Origin of the sequence: Cerasicoccus sp. TK19100 (genome assembly GCF_027257155.1) — a bacterium.
Taxonomy (GTDB): Bacteria; Verrucomicrobiota; Verrucomicrobiia; order Opitutales; family Cerasicoccaceae; genus Cerasicoccus; species Cerasicoccus fimbriatus.
Genome location: NZ_JAPWDU010000002.1, coordinates 564,630 through 579,590 on the forward strand (window position 1 = coordinate 564,630; position 14,961 = coordinate 579,590).

At 58.2% G+C, this 14,961-nt stretch carries 14 protein-coding genes; 11 read left to right on the forward strand and 3 right to left on the reverse strand.

Going from position 1 to position 14,961, the window contains the following annotated elements:
- The first annotated feature begins 82 nt into the window (after positions 1-82).
- Complete coding sequence (locus O3S85_RS05875) at positions 83-916, forward strand: RNA methyltransferase substrate-binding domain-containing protein (RefSeq protein ID WP_269538881.1); 834 nt, start codon at positions 83-85, stop codon at positions 914-916.
- Between the two features lie 36 nt (positions 917-952).
- On the opposite strand, the gene O3S85_RS05880 is transcribed toward O3S85_RS05875, so the two are convergent.
- Positions 953-1,597 carry a ThuA domain-containing protein gene (locus O3S85_RS05880; protein WP_269538882.1) on the reverse strand — a complete coding sequence of 215 codons (645 nt, stop codon included), beginning with the start codon at positions 1,595-1,597 and terminating at the stop codon, positions 953-955.
- An 84-nt stretch (positions 1,598-1,681) separates the two neighbouring features.
- On the opposite strand from O3S85_RS05880, the gene O3S85_RS05885 reads away from it, so the two are divergent.
- The 8 genes from O3S85_RS05885 (at position 1,682) to O3S85_RS05920 (ending at position 10,010) form a co-directional block, all read left to right on the forward strand.
- On the forward strand, positions 1,682-3,073 hold the full coding sequence (locus tag O3S85_RS05885; RefSeq protein ID WP_269538883.1) for a sulfatase family protein: 1,392 nt from the start codon (positions 1,682-1,684) through the stop codon (positions 3,071-3,073).
- An 11-nt stretch (positions 3,074-3,084) separates the two neighbouring features.
- On the forward strand, positions 3,085-4,473 hold the full coding sequence (locus O3S85_RS05890; protein WP_269538884.1) for a sulfatase family protein: 1,389 nt from the start codon (positions 3,085-3,087) through the stop codon (positions 4,471-4,473).
- A gap of 259 nt (positions 4,474-4,732) precedes the next feature.
- Positions 4,733-5,632 carry a TIGR01777 family oxidoreductase gene (locus O3S85_RS05895; protein ID WP_269538885.1) on the forward strand — a complete coding sequence of 300 codons (900 nt, stop codon included), beginning with the start codon at positions 4,733-4,735 and terminating at the stop codon, positions 5,630-5,632.
- A gap of 3 nt (positions 5,633-5,635) precedes the next feature.
- Positions 5,636-6,607 carry an NAD(P)/FAD-dependent oxidoreductase gene (locus O3S85_RS05900; protein ID WP_269538886.1) on the forward strand — a complete coding sequence of 324 codons (972 nt, stop codon included), beginning with the start codon at positions 5,636-5,638 and terminating at the stop codon, positions 6,605-6,607.
- A 17-nt stretch (positions 6,608-6,624) separates the two neighbouring features.
- On the forward strand, positions 6,625-7,500 hold the full coding sequence (locus tag O3S85_RS05905; RefSeq protein WP_269538887.1) for a DMT family transporter: 876 nt from the start codon (positions 6,625-6,627) through the stop codon (positions 7,498-7,500).
- A gap of 59 nt (positions 7,501-7,559) precedes the next feature.
- Positions 7,560-8,891, forward strand: coding sequence for a histidine--tRNA ligase (gene hisS / locus O3S85_RS05910; protein WP_269538888.1), 1,332 nt, complete (start codon positions 7,560-7,562; stop codon positions 8,889-8,891).
- Between the two features lie 166 nt (positions 8,892-9,057).
- A complete protein-coding gene (locus O3S85_RS05915; RefSeq protein ID WP_269538889.1) occupies positions 9,058-9,522 on the forward strand; it encodes a hypothetical protein in 465 nt (154 codons plus the stop codon).
- Positions 9,519-10,010 (forward strand): nuclear transport factor 2 family protein, encoded by a 492-nt coding sequence (locus O3S85_RS05920; RefSeq protein WP_269538890.1) that lies wholly within the window; start codon positions 9,519-9,521, stop codon positions 10,008-10,010. The genes O3S85_RS05915 and O3S85_RS05920 overlap by 4 nt, the downstream gene beginning before the upstream one ends.
- A 27-nt stretch (positions 10,011-10,037) precedes the next feature.
- Here O3S85_RS05920 and O3S85_RS05925 read toward each other — a convergent pair whose 3' ends face one another.
- The gene (locus O3S85_RS05925) at positions 10,038-10,808 is read right to left on the reverse strand and encodes a hypothetical protein (RefSeq protein WP_269538891.1); all 771 of its coding nucleotides are present in this window, start codon (positions 10,806-10,808) and stop codon (positions 10,038-10,040) included.
- A gap of 110 nt (positions 10,809-10,918) precedes the next feature.
- Positions 10,919-12,508 carry a citramalate synthase gene (cimA, locus tag O3S85_RS05930; protein WP_269538892.1) on the reverse strand — a complete coding sequence of 530 codons (1,590 nt, stop codon included), beginning with the start codon at positions 12,506-12,508 and terminating at the stop codon, positions 10,919-10,921.
- A gap of 290 nt (positions 12,509-12,798) precedes the next feature.
- Here cimA and hflX point away from each other — a divergent pair, with 290 nt between their 5' ends.
- Positions 12,799-14,097, forward strand: a complete 1,299-nt coding sequence (gene hflX, locus O3S85_RS05935) for a GTPase HflX (protein ID WP_269538893.1) — start codon at positions 12,799-12,801, stop codon at positions 14,095-14,097.
- Positions 14,098-14,109: 12 nt separating this feature from the next.
- Positions 14,110-14,961 (forward strand): outer membrane lipoprotein-sorting protein, encoded by an 852-nt coding sequence (locus O3S85_RS05940; protein ID WP_269538894.1) that lies wholly within the window; start codon positions 14,110-14,112, stop codon positions 14,959-14,961.

Consider the following 14,961-nt stretch of genomic DNA (forward strand, 5'->3'; position numbering starts at 1 on the left):
GTGCCCCGGACTCCTATCGGAGCATCTTCTTATTGAATAAACAGGGCTTGTCGGGCGCGGGTTTTACCTTGAAACTGCGCGCATGACTCAACCTGCCTCCGAAGACGAACAACACGGCGAAGACTGGATTATCTGCGGACGCGCGGCCCTTGACGCCGTGTTCAAAAACCGCCCCAAGGCGCTGCGCAAACTATGGCTCGTTGAGGAAAATCAGGGCCCATTGGGTGAAATCTGCGCGTACCTGGCCGACGAAAAGCGCTCGTACTCGACGCAGACTTACGATCGCTTAACGCGCGTGGTTAAACACCCCAATCACGATGGCGTCATTGCGTTTATCGACCCGCCGCTCAAGCCGCAGTTTCAGATGTCCCACCTCGTCGACTGGCAAAAAAGCGGCGAGCCCCTGCTGATTATCGACCAGGTCGCGGCCCCCATTGAATTCGGTCGGCTGCTCAAAGTCGCGGTCAGCTTCAACATGCGCCGCGCCCTGGTGACCGATTCCCCGATGCAAGCGCCCATCGATGGCTCGGTTTACTCTGCCAGCCAAGGTGCCCTGGAGCATATTCGCTGCTACAGGATTGGTAAACTCGTGCCACTCTTTAAGCACATGGAGCCATATTTCCTGTCGATTGGTGTCGGCGGCCCCGGTGCCAGCCGCCCCAACTGGGCCAAGCCCTTGCGTGCCCCCGGCCGCTCGGCGGCAATCATTATCAGCGACCGTCCCGAAGGCATCGACAAGCGGATCGTCCCCCACTGCGAGCACCGCATTTACATCCCAACCAAGGGGCCGCTCCCACTGTCGGCAGCGGAAAATTTAGCCACGCTGCTCGCCTGGCTCACCGTCGAGGGCAAGCAGGGCAAGGACCGCGGATTCCGCGCGCGCCAAGCCGCCAAGAAGGCTGAAAAGAAGAAGTAATTCCTTTCGCCGAGTAATCGTTCTGCGCAACTTGCGCTACGCGGGCTTTCGCGTGGCCCACAGCGCGCCATCCACAATGAATTGCCACACGTGCGGGTGCTCATCGTATTCGGTAGGCTTGTGCCCGAGCGCGCAATAGAAGACCTTGCCAGCACCCCAGTTTTTGGTCCACGCGACCGGCATGTTAATCGTGTTGCCGTCGAACTGGTAATCCGTGGCCAGCAGAACGTTGTTACCCGGATCAACGTGCAGGTAGTATTGCTCGGAATCGTAGGCAAAGGTCGACGGCATGCCCGCAGTCAGCGGATGCTCCGGCTGCGTCACGCGCACCGCGTATTCGCCAACGTAGGGGTGCGAAACGAATTGGCCGCCCATCATGTGGCAGTAGTTCAGCGCCCCACGAAACGCGTCGCCCGAGCCATGCGCCGCCGCAAGGCCGGTGCCGTTCTTCACCGCATTCGTGAGCGCCGCTTCGCGCTCGTGCGAAAGCTCCGCCATAGTCACACACGGGATGATTAAGTCATATGAGGCCAGCTGCGTCGCATCATCGAGGCAGTCCAGTCCTTCGCATTGGGTGACGTCGTAACCATGCTCGGTCAGCGCGGCAACGTAGCGTTGGGCAATCTCTTTTGGGCTGTGGCCTTCCCAACCACCATGGAAAACAAGGGCTTTATAGGGCATGTTCTAGCTTGATAGGATTTCCGGATATGCTTGCAACCAAATTGAGTTGCCCTGCCCTCAGGCATCAGTTGATTGATATAAACGATGCCTCCCCCGAATATTCTCCTGATCACCGCCGACGACATGAACTGGGACGCCGTGGGTGTCTTCGGTTGCCCCGATGAAGCCACGACGCCCCACCTCGATCAGCTCGCGGCAGACGGCATACGCTTTGACCACGCTCATGTGACCATCGCCGTTTGCTGGCCATCGCGCTCGGCGATGATGACGGGGCGTTATCCTCACCGCAGCGGCGGCGAAGGCTTTCACCCATTACGTCAGGACAACGTCCCGATCCTGCCATCGCTCTTACGCGACGGCGGTTACCGCGTGGGCATTCTTGGCAAACTCGAACATTCAACCCCGTATGCCGAATTCCAGTGGGATATGGCGCTCGATCGCGAAGACCTCGGCCAGGGCCGCAATCCGGAAATCTACCGTCAGCGCGCGGCTGACTTTGTATCGCAAAGTAAAGCCAGTGGGCAGCCGTTTTTTCTGATGCTCAATAGCCACGATCCGCATCGGCCGTTTTACGGCAATGATGAATCTGCCTGGTATGACGACCGGGAATCACCGGCGGCGAAACCATCAAAAACCTTTACGCCGGATGAAGTCACCACTCCCGATTTTTTAACGGATCTACCGGAAGTCCGCCTGGAAGTATCCGAGTATTACAGTTCGGTTCGGCGCTGCGATGATACCGTGGGCGAAACGCTGGCCATGCTGCGCGAGCAAGGCCTCGAAAACAACACGCTCGTCATCTTTTTGTCCGACAACGGCATGGCCTTCCCGTTTGCCAAAACCAACTGCTACCTGCATAGCACGCGGACCCCCTGGATCATGCGCTGGCCGGGCGTCATTCAGTCTGGCACCGTAGACCGCGAGCATTTCGTGACCGGCATCGACATTGCCCCCACCCTTCTGGAGGCCGCTGGCGTCGCACAACCGGATGGCATGGACGGCGAATCATTTTTGCCCGTTTTACGTGGCGAAAAGCAAGGCGGCCGCGCGTTGGCGTTTACGCAATTTCACCAGACCGCAGGCCAACGAAACTACCCGATGCGCTGCGTGCAAAACCGCCGCTTTGGCTATATTTTCAACCCGTGGTCCAACGGCCAGCGCGTCTTTATGAACGAATCCCAGGCCGGGAGGACTTTTAACGCCATGCAAGCCGCCGCCGCGCAGGACCCCGAACTTGCCGCTCGCGTGCAGCTCTTTCTCTATCGTGTGCCGGAGGAATTTTACGATTTCCAGAACGACCCGCATGCCCTTGTAAACCTGATCGACGATCCCGCTTATGCCGATGAGCTCAACGCGCTGCGAAACGAATTGGAAGCTTGGATGCAGCGAACTGAAGACCCCACACTCACCGCGTTTCGTAACCGCAATTCCGCCGAAGCCCGTGAGGCATTCATGGCCGAATGTGGCGAACGTTAACCCAATTTTTTATGAAGAAACGCCCGAACATCATGCTCCTCGTCGCCGAAGACACTGGCCGCCACCAAGGCTGTTATGGCGACCCCGTGAACTGCACCCCGGCTGTGGACTCCATTGCGGCAGCTGGCACTCGCTACACGAATGCGTTTTCCACGGCACCGGTTTGCGCGCCCAGCCGCTCTGCCATGATGATGGGCAAGACCGCGTTTTCGCAAGGCTCGCACCACATGCGCTCCATGTTGAAGCACCCGCCCAAGCTCTTCACCGAAGCGCTGCGTGAATCGGGTTACTACGTTAATTGGACGAATAAGACGGACTTCAACTTCGAGCCGCCGTCGAGCTTTGCCGACGATTGCAGCTCGTGGTATGACGACCTCGCCAGCGGAAAACTGAAAGACCGCCCGTGGCTGCTCTACCGCAATTACGAGATCAGCCACGAGAGCAAAATGTGGCCGGATGCCTGGGGTGACGCCGTAGCGCCGCATCTGACGGAGAGTGACCGCGTCGATCCGGCTCGCGTTCCCGTGCCCCCCTACCTCGCCGATACGCCGGAGATTCGCGCGGACATTGCGCGCTATTATGAGTCACTCATTGCGCAAAACAAAGGCATCGCCCAGGCGCTCGATGCACTGGAAAAATCCGGCGAGCGCGACAACACCATCATCTTTTACTTTTCGGATCACGGTCGCGGCTTGCTACGCGAAAAGCGCTGGATGTACGACGCCGGTATCCACCTGCCATTGATCGTAAGCGCACCCGGCATAACGACTCCCGGCAGCGTCAGCGATGAGCTCGTCAGTTGGTTAGATCTCTCCAAAACAATTCTGTCACTTTGCGATGCAAAGCCAATCGATGGCGCGCAGGGTCGCATCTTTCTGGGCCCGGATACGCAACCCGAGCCCAAGTATGTATTCGCCGGGCGCGACCGAATGGACGAGGTGTTCGACCGCGTCCGCGTCGCCCGCAGTCGCAAGTATCACTACATTCGAAACGACTTTCCGCAACTGCCTTGGGCTTCGCGCCAGCAATACATGGAAAAGCAGATCACCACGCAGCAGATGCGCGAACTGAACGCCAAGGGACAACTAAACGCCGCGCAAGCCAACTGGTTCTCAACGGAGAAACCCGCTGAAGAATTTTTCGACATCCAGCAGGATCCACATTGCCTGAACAATCTGGCCAGCGCCCCATCAGTTGGCAAAGAACTCGCCGCACACCGAAAGGCACTGGCTGAGTTCCTCGACCAAACCGGCGACTTGGGCCAGCGTCCCGAAGCCGACCTGATCGCCGAGGGAATCGTTGAAAACAAGTTGCCAGAGTATTACGAACGCGTCGCCCCATTGCCGGAAAATTACCGCATTGGTGACCTCGTGGAAGCCCCCGTCGAGATGCCAAAGTAAGGCACCGGAATTTTGCTACGAATCATTACTCTTATTAGCAGCCAATCGGTGTCTGTTTAAGAAATCGCTCCAGGTGCCGATAAATAGACTAACACTTTTCGACCCGGGACCTAACCCGCTGCGTCTCAAGTCACCGCGTCTATCCCGGTGACTGCTGCAAAGCCCTCCGCCTGAAGACATCTAAGGCGGAGGTGTCTTTGCCTGCTGTTATTTGATGCGGCGCACTTGCGAACTTGTCAGTTTAAGCCATGCTAAAACTATGCCCAACGCAAAACGCATCGCCATCACCGGGGCCACTGGCCTGGTCGGAACCGCGCTAACCACTGCCCTGCGTGCACGGGGGGATGAAGTGGTCCCCATTTCGCGCTCATCACAACCTGGCGGCGTCGTATGGGATGTTGAGCAAGGCGAGTTGCCAGACAATGCCCTGGAGGGCATTGATGCGGTTATCCACCTGGCCGGAGCGGGCGTTGCCGACGAACGCTGGACGGACGAGCGCAAACGCATTCTTCGCGACAGCCGCATCAAAAGCGCCAACATGCTCGTCGATGTCATGCGTAAAATGGCCAAGCCTCCAAGCGTCTTTCTCTCGGCCTCGGGCGTTGGCTACTACGGGGCGCAGCCCGGCGCGGAGGTCGATGAATCAGCACCGCTTGGACAGGGCTTTCTCGCGGAAATCTGCCGCGACTGGGAGTCTGCCGCCATGAATGCAACCTCGGTCGGTGCCCGCGTCGCCATTGCGCGAACCGGCGTTGTGCTTGCCGAAAATGGCGGCGCACTGGACCGCATGCTGCCGCCGTTTAAGCTCGGTGTGGGCGGCCCGATTGGCTCGGGCAAACAGCGCCTGGGCTGGATTGCCCTCGACGACGCCGTGTCGGCATACCTCTTTCTCCTGGATAACGACCAGGCATCCGGCCCGTATAATTTCTGTGCGCCAGAAATCGTGACCAACAAGGAGTTTGCTACCGCTCTGGGCAAGGCCCTCGACCGCCCAGCCAAAGTGCCCGCACCCAAAATCGCGCTCAAGCTGGCCTTTGGTGAGCTAGTCGACGAAACGCTGCTCGCCGATCAACCCGCCGTGCCCAAGCGACTGACCGAGATGGGCTTCAATTTTCAATTTCCTACGCTCGACGCCGCACTACGGCACATACTTAAATAAACCATGGCTGACACAAAGATCGATCTACTCGTGATTGGCGCGGGCATCGCCGGGCTCTTGGCAGCGCGCGAGCTCGTGGATAAACACGGCCTGCGGGTGGCCATTTTTGATAAGAGCCGCGGCGTAGGAGGCCGCATGGCGACTCGGCGAGATGGCGATGCGTCCTACGACCATGGCGCTCAGTTTTTCTCGGTGACCAACCCGCGATTCAAGACGTGGGTGGACCAGTGGCTCGACCAGCGCGTCGTAAAGTTGTGGTTCGAACAGTTTGGCGACGAGCCGCCCATGATGCGCTATGCCGCCCTGCCATCGATGACAGCGGTCGCGAAAAAATTAGTCGACGGCTTGGAACTCCACCGTCAGTCCAAGATAACATCGGCCAGTCGGGAGTCAGGCGAATGGATCCTGAAAACCGAGGACGGTAACACCTTTCGTGGCCAGCGCTTGCTGATCAATGCACCGGTGCCGCAGGCCCTGGAAATTCTCGATGCGGGCGGTGTTTCGCTGCCCTCCGAAGACGACGCATTCCTGCGCTCGATTCGCTACGCCAAGACCATCGCTGCCATGGCTGAGCTGGATGGCCCCAGTGGATTGCCTGCCCCCGGTCGCCTCAAGCTAAATCCCCCCGAGCCGATTCAATGGATGGCAGACAACCAGCAAAAAGGCATCAGCGCCTTGCCAGCGGTCACCATCCATAGCGGGCATGATTTTGCCGAAAAGTATTTTGACGCGCCTGATGACGAGCGCCTGCCGCTGCTCGTTGAGGCGGCAAAGCCACACCTCCAGGCCAATATCCTCTCCGTGAAGGGCCATCGTTGGAAATTCGCCCACCGCCTCACTGAGCATGATCGCGACTTTTACGCCAACGCCGGGCTCGGCCTGTGGATGGCGGGTGACAGTTTCCACGCCCCCAAGGTGGAGGGTGCCGCGATGTCTGGCCTGCTCGCGGCGGATGATATTGCCGCGTCAGTCTGACGCCTCCCGTGCCCGCCATGCCGATTCACTATATTTTGCCCGCCATCGCGGCGGCGCTGTATGCGCTGTCCTCGTTGTTCAGTAAGCGGGCGCTGCAGGAAGGCGCAGGCACTTTGCGGCTGTCGTTCATGACGAACGTCGCCTTCTTTTTGGCCTTTGCGCCGATGGCGCTGCTGGCCGACGGGCAGCCGGACTGGAGCCAAGTCCACTGGCCGATCCTGGCGGGCACGGGCTTTTTCATCGGCCATGTGCTGACTTTTGCCGCGATCAAGCTGGGCGATGTTTCCGTGCAAGCCCCGATGATGGGCACCAAGGTCGTCTTTGTCGCAGCCTTCAGCGTGATCATTGGTGCCGGCCATGTGCCACTGCATTGGTGGATTGGCGCGGGGCTGACGGCGGTCGCGATTTTCCTGCTGGGCTTTTCGGATTGGTCGAACCGCCGCGCAGTCTGGCGCACGGCGGTCATGGCACTGGCGGCATCGGCCGTGTTTGGTCTCACCGATGCGATGGTCATGAAACACGCGGGTGCCTTTGGCCCGGGCTGGTTTCTGGCTACCGTAAACGGCGTGATGCTGCTGGAGTCCCTGCTGTTAATCCCGTTCTTCGAAGGGGGCCTGCGCGGCATCCCCAAGCCAGCCTGGAAATGGTTGATCGGCGGCTCAACCCTCATGGCCATCCAGGCCGTGTGCATTGGCACATCCATCGCATTTTGGGGCGACGCCACGGCGGTGAATATCATCTACGCCTCCCGTGGGCTGTGGGGGATAGTGCTCGTGTGGCTGGTCGGCAGCTGGTTTGGCAACCGCGAACGCGAGGCTGGAGGCAAGGTGATGGGGCGGCGTATGGCGGGTGCCATGATGCTCGTCGCAGCGATCATTCTCGTGCTCATTTAGCGTTGCCCTGAGGCGGCATCGGCCTACGGTTTACCGCTTTTCTTCAACCGATATACAACATGGCCACCTATAAAACATTACCCGGATTCCGCGACTTCTACCCTGAAGACTGTTCGCTGCGCAATCATCTGTTTTCCGTGTGGCGACAGACTTCCAAGCGCTTCGGCTTTCAGGAATACGACGGCCCTGTGCTCGAATCCCTGGAACTGCTCACGGCCAAGAGTGGCCAGGAAATCGTTGGCCAGTTGTTTAATTTTGAAGACAAAGGCGGGCGCGCCGTCACCCTGCGCCCGGAGCTGACCCCCACCCTGGCCCGCATGGTAGGGGCCAAGGCCAACGCCCTGCCCCGCCCCGTCAAGTGGTTTAGCATCGGCGAGAATTTCCGCTACGAGCGCCAGCAAAAGGGACGCCTGCGCTCGTTCTACCAGTTTAACGCCGACATCCTCGGCGAGCCCGGCCCCATCGCCGATGCCGAGGTGATCGGCCTCCTCGTTGAGAGCCTTTGCAACCAGGGCTTACGCGCGGGTGAGTTCATTGTCCGCCTGAGCGACCGCAATCTGTGGTACTACTTCATCGAGAGCCTTGGTTTCTCGGGTGATCAAGCCACCGCCGCGCTCGGCGTGATCGACAAAATGGAGCGTATGCCGCCGGAGAAGTCCGAGGCCGCCTTGGCCGAGCTCGGTGCCAGCGATCCCGCCAAGGTCCTACAGGCTATTCAGGAGTTTCAGGAGCTGCCCGATGTCTGCGCGATTGCCGCCTTCCTCGACAAGATGGACCTCGCCAGCGACGCCCGCGAAAAGCTCAATGGCCGCTTGGAGGCCTGGCGCGAACTGCTTTCGCTGATCGACGCCGCCGGTCTGGATCATTTCGTAAAAGTCGACCTGCGTATAGTTCGTGGGCTGGCTTACTACACGGGCTTCGTTTTCGAGGCATTTCAAACCGTCGGCAAGGGCCGTGCATTGGCCGGTGGTGGTCGCTACGATGACCTCATTGAAAAGCTCGGTGGTGCCTCGATGCCGGCCGTTGGTTTCGGCATGGGTGACGTGGTTCTCATGGACCTGCTCGACGAGCTCAAGCGCCTGCCCAAGCTAATCGACAAGGCCGATGTGTTCCTCGTTTACAGCGGAGACGACGCCTTCAAGATCGCCTTGGCCGATGCCTACGCACTGCGCCGCCAAGGCCTCCGTGCCGAGCTCAGCTACAAGGGTGCCGGTATGGGCAAGCAGTTTAAGCAGGCATCCAGCTCGGGTGCCGATTTTGCCCTGGTTTACGGCCCAGAGGAGCTCGCGCAAGGGATCGTAACCGTCAAGCACATGCGCTCCGGTGAACAGCAGACCGTGCCTTCCGCCCAGTTGGTAGGCAGCGTGCTGGCCCTATGGCGCGAGGGCTAAGGCCCAATGCCTGCGGGGTGTATCCGCTCTAATTCTGCATAATTTGCAAAGTAACTGCTAATTAAATGTTTAGCAGACCCGATGAAGCATTTCTGGTTTCAATTCGTATTGTCATTGAATATTTTCAGTGATACTCAATGGTGACAAATACAAGCACAGGCACGGCATGAAGCTCAAGAATCTCATTCTCATCCTCCTATTAGGTGGTCTCGGCTACTTCGGATACACGTATCTAGTAACGAATTTTAGCTCCGAGGCGATGGTCTACAAACGCTTCGCCGGTGCCTTGCTTGATGGCGAATCCTCGCGAGTTAAGCAACTGGTCGCTGATCAATCGGTGCTGGAGGCATTTCAAGCTCGGCAGCAGCGGGAAAATTTTCTCAATGGTGACGTCCGCTTCACCTGGTATTCCTTCAAGGATAAAGTCGTCTCTGAGGACGGCAACACCATCACCCTGACCGTGCTCCAAAACGCGCGTGTCGATCCGCCCGGCCAAGATACCTTCTACGGTGCCGAAGTGCGCACCGACCGCCACGTGGTTACCTTGAAAAAATTCCAGTCCTCCTGGCAGATATCCAGCTTTCAGGATACGCCAACCATGCAGTATAAGGCGGAGAAAAAGTCTAAATGAGCTGGCTCCAGCAAAACCTGAAAATTGCCCTTATTTCCCTGGGCATCGCAGCGGTCGCCATCTTCTTTATTGTCTCCGGTGAGTCTGGTCCTGAGGCCGAAATCAACGGCCTGCTCGACAAGCTTTGCGATAAACTTTCCTACGAAACCCAGCCCGCAAAACTGTCCCAATTGACGTCAGCCAAAGAGCTGTCCGGCTACTTCACGGAAGACCCCTATTTGCTGGCTTGGCCCGGACGCGCCGCAGTGACCAGCCGCGACGGCGTTAGCGGCGTGTTTATGTATGTCTTTTCCTACGCGAGCGAGGCGGATGTATCCATGTCGAGTCGGCAAGTGACCATCGATGGCAACCGCGCCATTGTCACCGCCACCATCACGGGCCGTGCCACGGTCGCAGGTGACTCCGAGCGCCACTCCGGCCGCTACCGCATCGAGCTGGAAAAAATCGACGGCGACTGGCTAATCGCTTCCACCGAGCCGATTAACTAGAGCACCTACACTTTAAATAGATGTGCTCTAACGCTTCTGTGCGGCAATACCGCTGCTGTCAGTGACCACCTTGTAGCTGGAAGGCTTGGTGAAATAAAAGCTCAGCATGCCGGAGTTGCGCACGACTTTTTCAAGCTTGGCTTCAGCGATTACTTTGCCGTTGAAAGACGTCTTCACCAGTCTGGGGACCAGCAAACCGTCCATGCGCTCGTAGTCGGAAAACTCAGTAACCAGTGGCGTCGTGCCCTCCTCCGGCGCGTAGGCCCGACGGCTTTCCACGAACGAATTTGCGTCGATCCAGACATCCAGCACGTCGCCATGAGCGTAGCCTTCCAGCCGCACATGGTGCTCGGGGATGTTTTGCTCATTCAGCTCCAGGCCTTTGTAAGAGGTCGTCAAGCGGAAGGAATCCGGCGAATCAAACGGCGTCAAAAACGAGTTGTTCAGCAGGAAAAAGCGCAGCTGCTGCGGGGTCAATTTTCGCACGCCCAAACTGGGCTGACCAGCAATCCAGCGCCAGCCATCTTCCCCATCGTAAACCTGCGTGACCGTGCCATCCGGCGTATCCAGTGTGTAGCGGACTTCGCCACTGCTGCGCTGGGTTAGCTCAAACGCCATGCTGCGCCCGTCCTGCTCCAGCGTCCCCTTGACCGTAATGCTGTTAATTTTCAGATAAGCCGAAGCATCTGCCCGCGCCTCACGGTAGCGAATCTGTAAGTCGTGCAAGTCGCGCGACATCTGTCCATGCGCAACGGACGCAATGACAAGGGCTATGACGCATAGGCATAACTTATTCATAGTGGGAATCATACGACAGTTTCCACTCTATTGGAATTTGCGCGGCTGGCAAAATTATTCGCCGCCAAAAACGCGCTTTCCAGCCCGTCTAATTCACACCAAAACGCGAGCTACGCCTCACCTTGATCCAGCGCGATCTTATACAGGAACGCATCACGCAATGCCTCCAGCGAAGCCTCGATGATATCGTCCGACGCGCCCACGGTGCCCCAAATGTTTTCGCCATCGGTCGACTCGATCTGGACGCGGACGATTGCCTTCGAGGCCTTTTGCCCATCCAGCACGCGCACCTTGAAGTCGGTCAGGCGGACATCATGCACCTTCGGGAACTCCGCCTCCAGCGCCTTGCGCAACGCGCCGTCAAGCGCGCCAACCGGGCCCGTAGCTTCGTCCACTACGTGGTAAACTTTTTCGCCGATCTTCACCTTCATGGTCGCCTCGGCAGTCACGTCGTCCTTCCACTCACCGTATTCGTCGTTGAGCTTGAAATTCTGAATCGTGAAAGGCTCGCTCTTACCATCGATATAGCGGCGGATGAGCAACTTAAACGACGCGTCGGCAGCCTCGTATTCGTAGCCCTTGAATTCCAGCGTCTTCAACTCATCGAGGAAGCTCTTCATCGCGGGGGACTTCGATTCGACGTCGAGGCCCATCTCGTGCGCCTTCATCATGATCGACGCGCGGCCCGACATATCCGAAACGACCACCCGCGTGCGGTTGCCAACGGCTTCGGGCTCAATGTGCTCGTAGGAATGCTTCACCTTGTTGACCGCGTCCGCATGCACCCCGCCCTTGTGGACAAAGGCCGATGCGCCCACGTAGGGCTGCTTGCTGTCGTGGCGCTGGTTCGCGAGCTCCGCTGTAAAGAGAGACAGATCGCGCAAGCTGGCAATCTTTCCCGAGCAAGCCATCGGGTAGCCCATTTTCAGCGAAAGATTCGGGATGATCGTCGTCAGGTTGGCGTTGCCGATACGTTCGCCGTAGCCGTTCATCGTGCCCTGCACCATCGTGGCACCCGCCTCGACGCCCGCCAGCGAAACGGCTACGCCCAATCCCGCATCGTTGTGGCAATGCATGCCAATCCGGGTCTGCGGGAAATGCGCTACGATCTTCTGAACGATGTCCTGCACCTCGCCGACGAGCGTGCCGCCATTGGTGTCGCACAGGGTCAGGAACGACGCCCCGCCGCGTTGAGCAGCTTCCAGGGTCTTTAGTGCAAACTCGGGGTTGTCCTTGTAACCGTCGAAAAAGTGTTCTGCGTCATAAACTACCTCACGCCCGTTATCGACGAGGTAGCGCGTAGTGTCTTCGATCATTTTGAGGTTTTCCTCGGCCGTCGTGCGCAGCACCTCCTCCACGTGCAGGAGCCAGGTTTTGCCGAAAAAGGTCACCACCGGCGTCTCCGCCTCCAGTAGCAGTTGGACCTGCGGGTCCTCCTCCACGGCGAGCTTCGCGCGGCGCGTCGAGCCAAATGCCGCCACCTTGGCGTGCTTGAATTTCACCTTCTTCACCTGCTCGAAGAACGCCATGTCTCGCGGGTTCGAGCCCGGCCAACCGCCCTCAATGTAATCAATACCGAACGAGTCCAGTTTCTCCGCCAGTCGCACTTTGGAGCTGACGGTGAAAGAAATGCCTTCGCCCTGCGTGCCGTCACGCAGGGTCGTGTCGTAAACAAAAACGTTTGGTTTCGCGGTATTCATCGTTCGGGAAAAACGGAGCATTGTGCCACATTGCGCCCCCGGGCCAAGTCTGAATTCACGGAGTTCGCGGTGTGTCGAACGGAGGAGTGGCGGAACAATGGCGGAACGCGAACCTCTGTATTCGCATTCTACCCATCACTTCCAATCTACCAGCATGGGCACCTGGCAAACGTGATGCGAACACGGAGGTTCGCGATCCGCCAGCGTTCGTTATCATTTGCTGCCCGCGGCCATGTGCGAAATCCCGTTGCCAACGGGAAAAATAGCCTGTTAGCTCTTAGGTTTAGCCTATGATTCAAACTGATGACCTGAACCCGATGATTAACCGCGCGTTCCTGCTGGGGGTGCGCGGACCCAAGATGCCCGAAGGGGAAGCCGAGACACTGCTCGATGAGCTGGAAGAGTTGGTCAGCAATTTAGGCATAGGTGTCGGCGTGAAGCAGGTCGTTAAAATTCGGGAGGCCAATGCGGCCTTTTTGCTCGGCACGGGAAAAGTCCGTGAGATCGCCGAGGAGATTAAGAATCACGGCTGCGATTCGCTGATTTTCGATGAACCGCTCTCGGCTGGTCAGCAGCGCAACTGGGAGAAGGAGCTCGGCGGGAAGATACTCGTCATCGACCGGCAGGAGATCATTTTAGATATCTTTAACAGCCGCGCGCAGACCAAGGAGGCGTCACTCCAAGTCGAGCTGGCGCGGCTGGAGTACGAGCTGCCGCGGATGAAGCGCGCGTGGAGCCACCTGGACCGTCAGCGCGGCGGTGGTGCCGTCCAGCGTGACGCCGGTGAAACCCAGCTCGAAATGGACCAACGCATGATCCGCACCCGCATTTCGCGGTTGAAGAAGGAGCTGACCGAGGTCCTCCAACACCGCGAGGTGCAGCGCAAAAAACGCCAGCGTGTCCCCTTGCCCACGGCCTCGATCGTTGGCTACACCAATGCGGGCAAGAGCAGCCTGCTCAACCGCGTCACGCAGTCCGAGGTGCTCGCGGCGGACAAACTCTTTGCCACACTCGATCCGACCACCCGCCGCGCCGAATTACCCAGTGGACAGGCCTTGCTCATGACGGACACGGTGGGCTTTATCCGCCGCCTGCCTCACCGCCTTGTCGAGGCCTTTAAGGCGACGCTGGAAGAAGCCGTCGTGGCGACGTTCTTGATTCACGTGCTCGACGCCTCCAGCCCAGATGTGGAGCACCATTACGCCACCACAATGAACGTCCTCAAAGAGCTCAAGGCCGACGAAAAGACGATCATCACCGTCTTCAACAAGGTGGACAAGATTGAAGACCCCATGCAGCTAACGATGCTGCGCCATGATTACCCGGATGCGTTGTTTATCAGCGTCAAGACCGGCTATGGCTTGGACAAACTGCTCGACAAGTGCCAGGAGTGCATTGGCGAATGGGGCGAGCCCGTCGAGCTACTGATCCCGCACGACCGCTACGACCTCATCAATCAGTTGCACGAGGCTGGTGCCATCACGAGTAAGGAAGTCACCGATGAGGGGGTCCACATCGAGGGCACGGCACCTAAGCGGTTGCTTGACCAAGTGAAGCCTTTTCTAATAAATGGCAGGACGATTGCTTAATCAACTGCTGTTATGAAAACACGCCTGTCCATCATTCTGCTTGCCAGCCTGGCACTGCTCGGCTTTCGCACGGTTTCCCCCGAAGAACGCGCCAAAGACATTATCCAGCGCGCCGAGGGGCACTTTACCATTCAGGAGTATGCCGAGTTGTATCGCTACGTGCGCATTACCAATGATGGCGACGTATTTGAGGGCCAGATGTTGATCATTTTTCGCTACAAGGATGACAAGATAAACGGCGTCTTCCGCCTCCTGCCCGACGACGACAACAAGGGCGTCACCCTGCTCAGCCGACAAGAGCCCAACCAACGGCCCAAGCTCGAAATGTATGACCACAATACTGACGAGGGCGGCCCGGTTGAGCTAAGTGAAGTTCGCAAAAAGTTGGGCGACACAGACTGGTATCTGGAAGGCATCTACGACGACGACCACAATCCGTGGATCTACGAAAACGTAAAATCAGCCAACTACCGCGGCTACGATGTCGATGTGATCGTGGGCCGCTACCGGGAGCGCGACATGCGCGATGCCACGGGCTATGACCACCGCCGCATGCTGATCCGCAAGTCCGACGAGCAGCCGCTGAGCATTGAGTTTTACGACTACAGCGGCCAGCTCATATACTGCGTGGACCTGCTCAGCAACGAGCACTTTGACTTCCAGGGCGAGACGAAATCCCGCACCAGGCAGCTACAACTGATCGACTTTCAGACTGGCTCCACCACCGTGCTGACCCGCATTCGCAGCAACTGGAATCCGCAACTGCCCGAGAAAATTTACGCACTGGAATACGCCGACGATTGGAACGAGGAAACGGACCGTTTGGTAACCAGCAAACTAATGCGCGACCTGAATAGTTACTAA

Coding starts and splice junctions, on each gene's coding strand:
- O3S85_RS05885 (WP_269538883.1), top strand. CDS start 1,682: ATGCCTCCCCCGAATATTCTCCTGATCACCGCCGACGACATGAACTGG.
- O3S85_RS05940 (WP_269538894.1), top strand. CDS start 14,110: ATGAAAACACGCCTGTCCATCATTCTGCTTGCCAGCCTGGCACTGCTC.
- O3S85_RS05875 (WP_269538881.1), top strand. CDS start 83: ATGACTCAACCTGCCTCCGAAGACGAACAACACGGCGAAGACTGGATT.
- O3S85_RS05905 (WP_269538887.1), top strand. CDS start 6,625: ATGCCGATTCACTATATTTTGCCCGCCATCGCGGCGGCGCTGTATGCG.
- hflX (WP_269538893.1), top strand. CDS start 12,799: ATGATTCAAACTGATGACCTGAACCCGATGATTAACCGCGCGTTCCTG.
- O3S85_RS05925 (WP_269538891.1), bottom strand. CDS start 10,808: ATGAATAAGTTATGCCTATGCGTCATAGCCCTTGTCATTGCGTCCGTT.
- O3S85_RS05890 (WP_269538884.1), top strand. CDS start 3,085: ATGAAGAAACGCCCGAACATCATGCTCCTCGTCGCCGAAGACACTGGC.
- cimA (WP_269538892.1), bottom strand. CDS start 12,508: ATGAATACCGCGAAACCAAACGTTTTTGTTTACGACACGACCCTGCGT.
- O3S85_RS05880 (WP_269538882.1), bottom strand. CDS start 1,597: ATGCCCTATAAAGCCCTTGTTTTCCATGGTGGTTGGGAAGGCCACAGC.
- O3S85_RS05895 (WP_269538885.1), top strand. CDS start 4,733: ATGCCCAACGCAAAACGCATCGCCATCACCGGGGCCACTGGCCTGGTC.
- O3S85_RS05915 (WP_269538889.1), top strand. CDS start 9,058: ATGAAGCTCAAGAATCTCATTCTCATCCTCCTATTAGGTGGTCTCGGC.
- hisS (WP_269538888.1), top strand. CDS start 7,560: ATGGCCACCTATAAAACATTACCCGGATTCCGCGACTTCTACCCTGAA.
- O3S85_RS05900 (WP_269538886.1), top strand. CDS start 5,636: ATGGCTGACACAAAGATCGATCTACTCGTGATTGGCGCGGGCATCGCC.
- O3S85_RS05920 (WP_269538890.1), top strand. CDS start 9,519: ATGAGCTGGCTCCAGCAAAACCTGAAAATTGCCCTTATTTCCCTGGGC.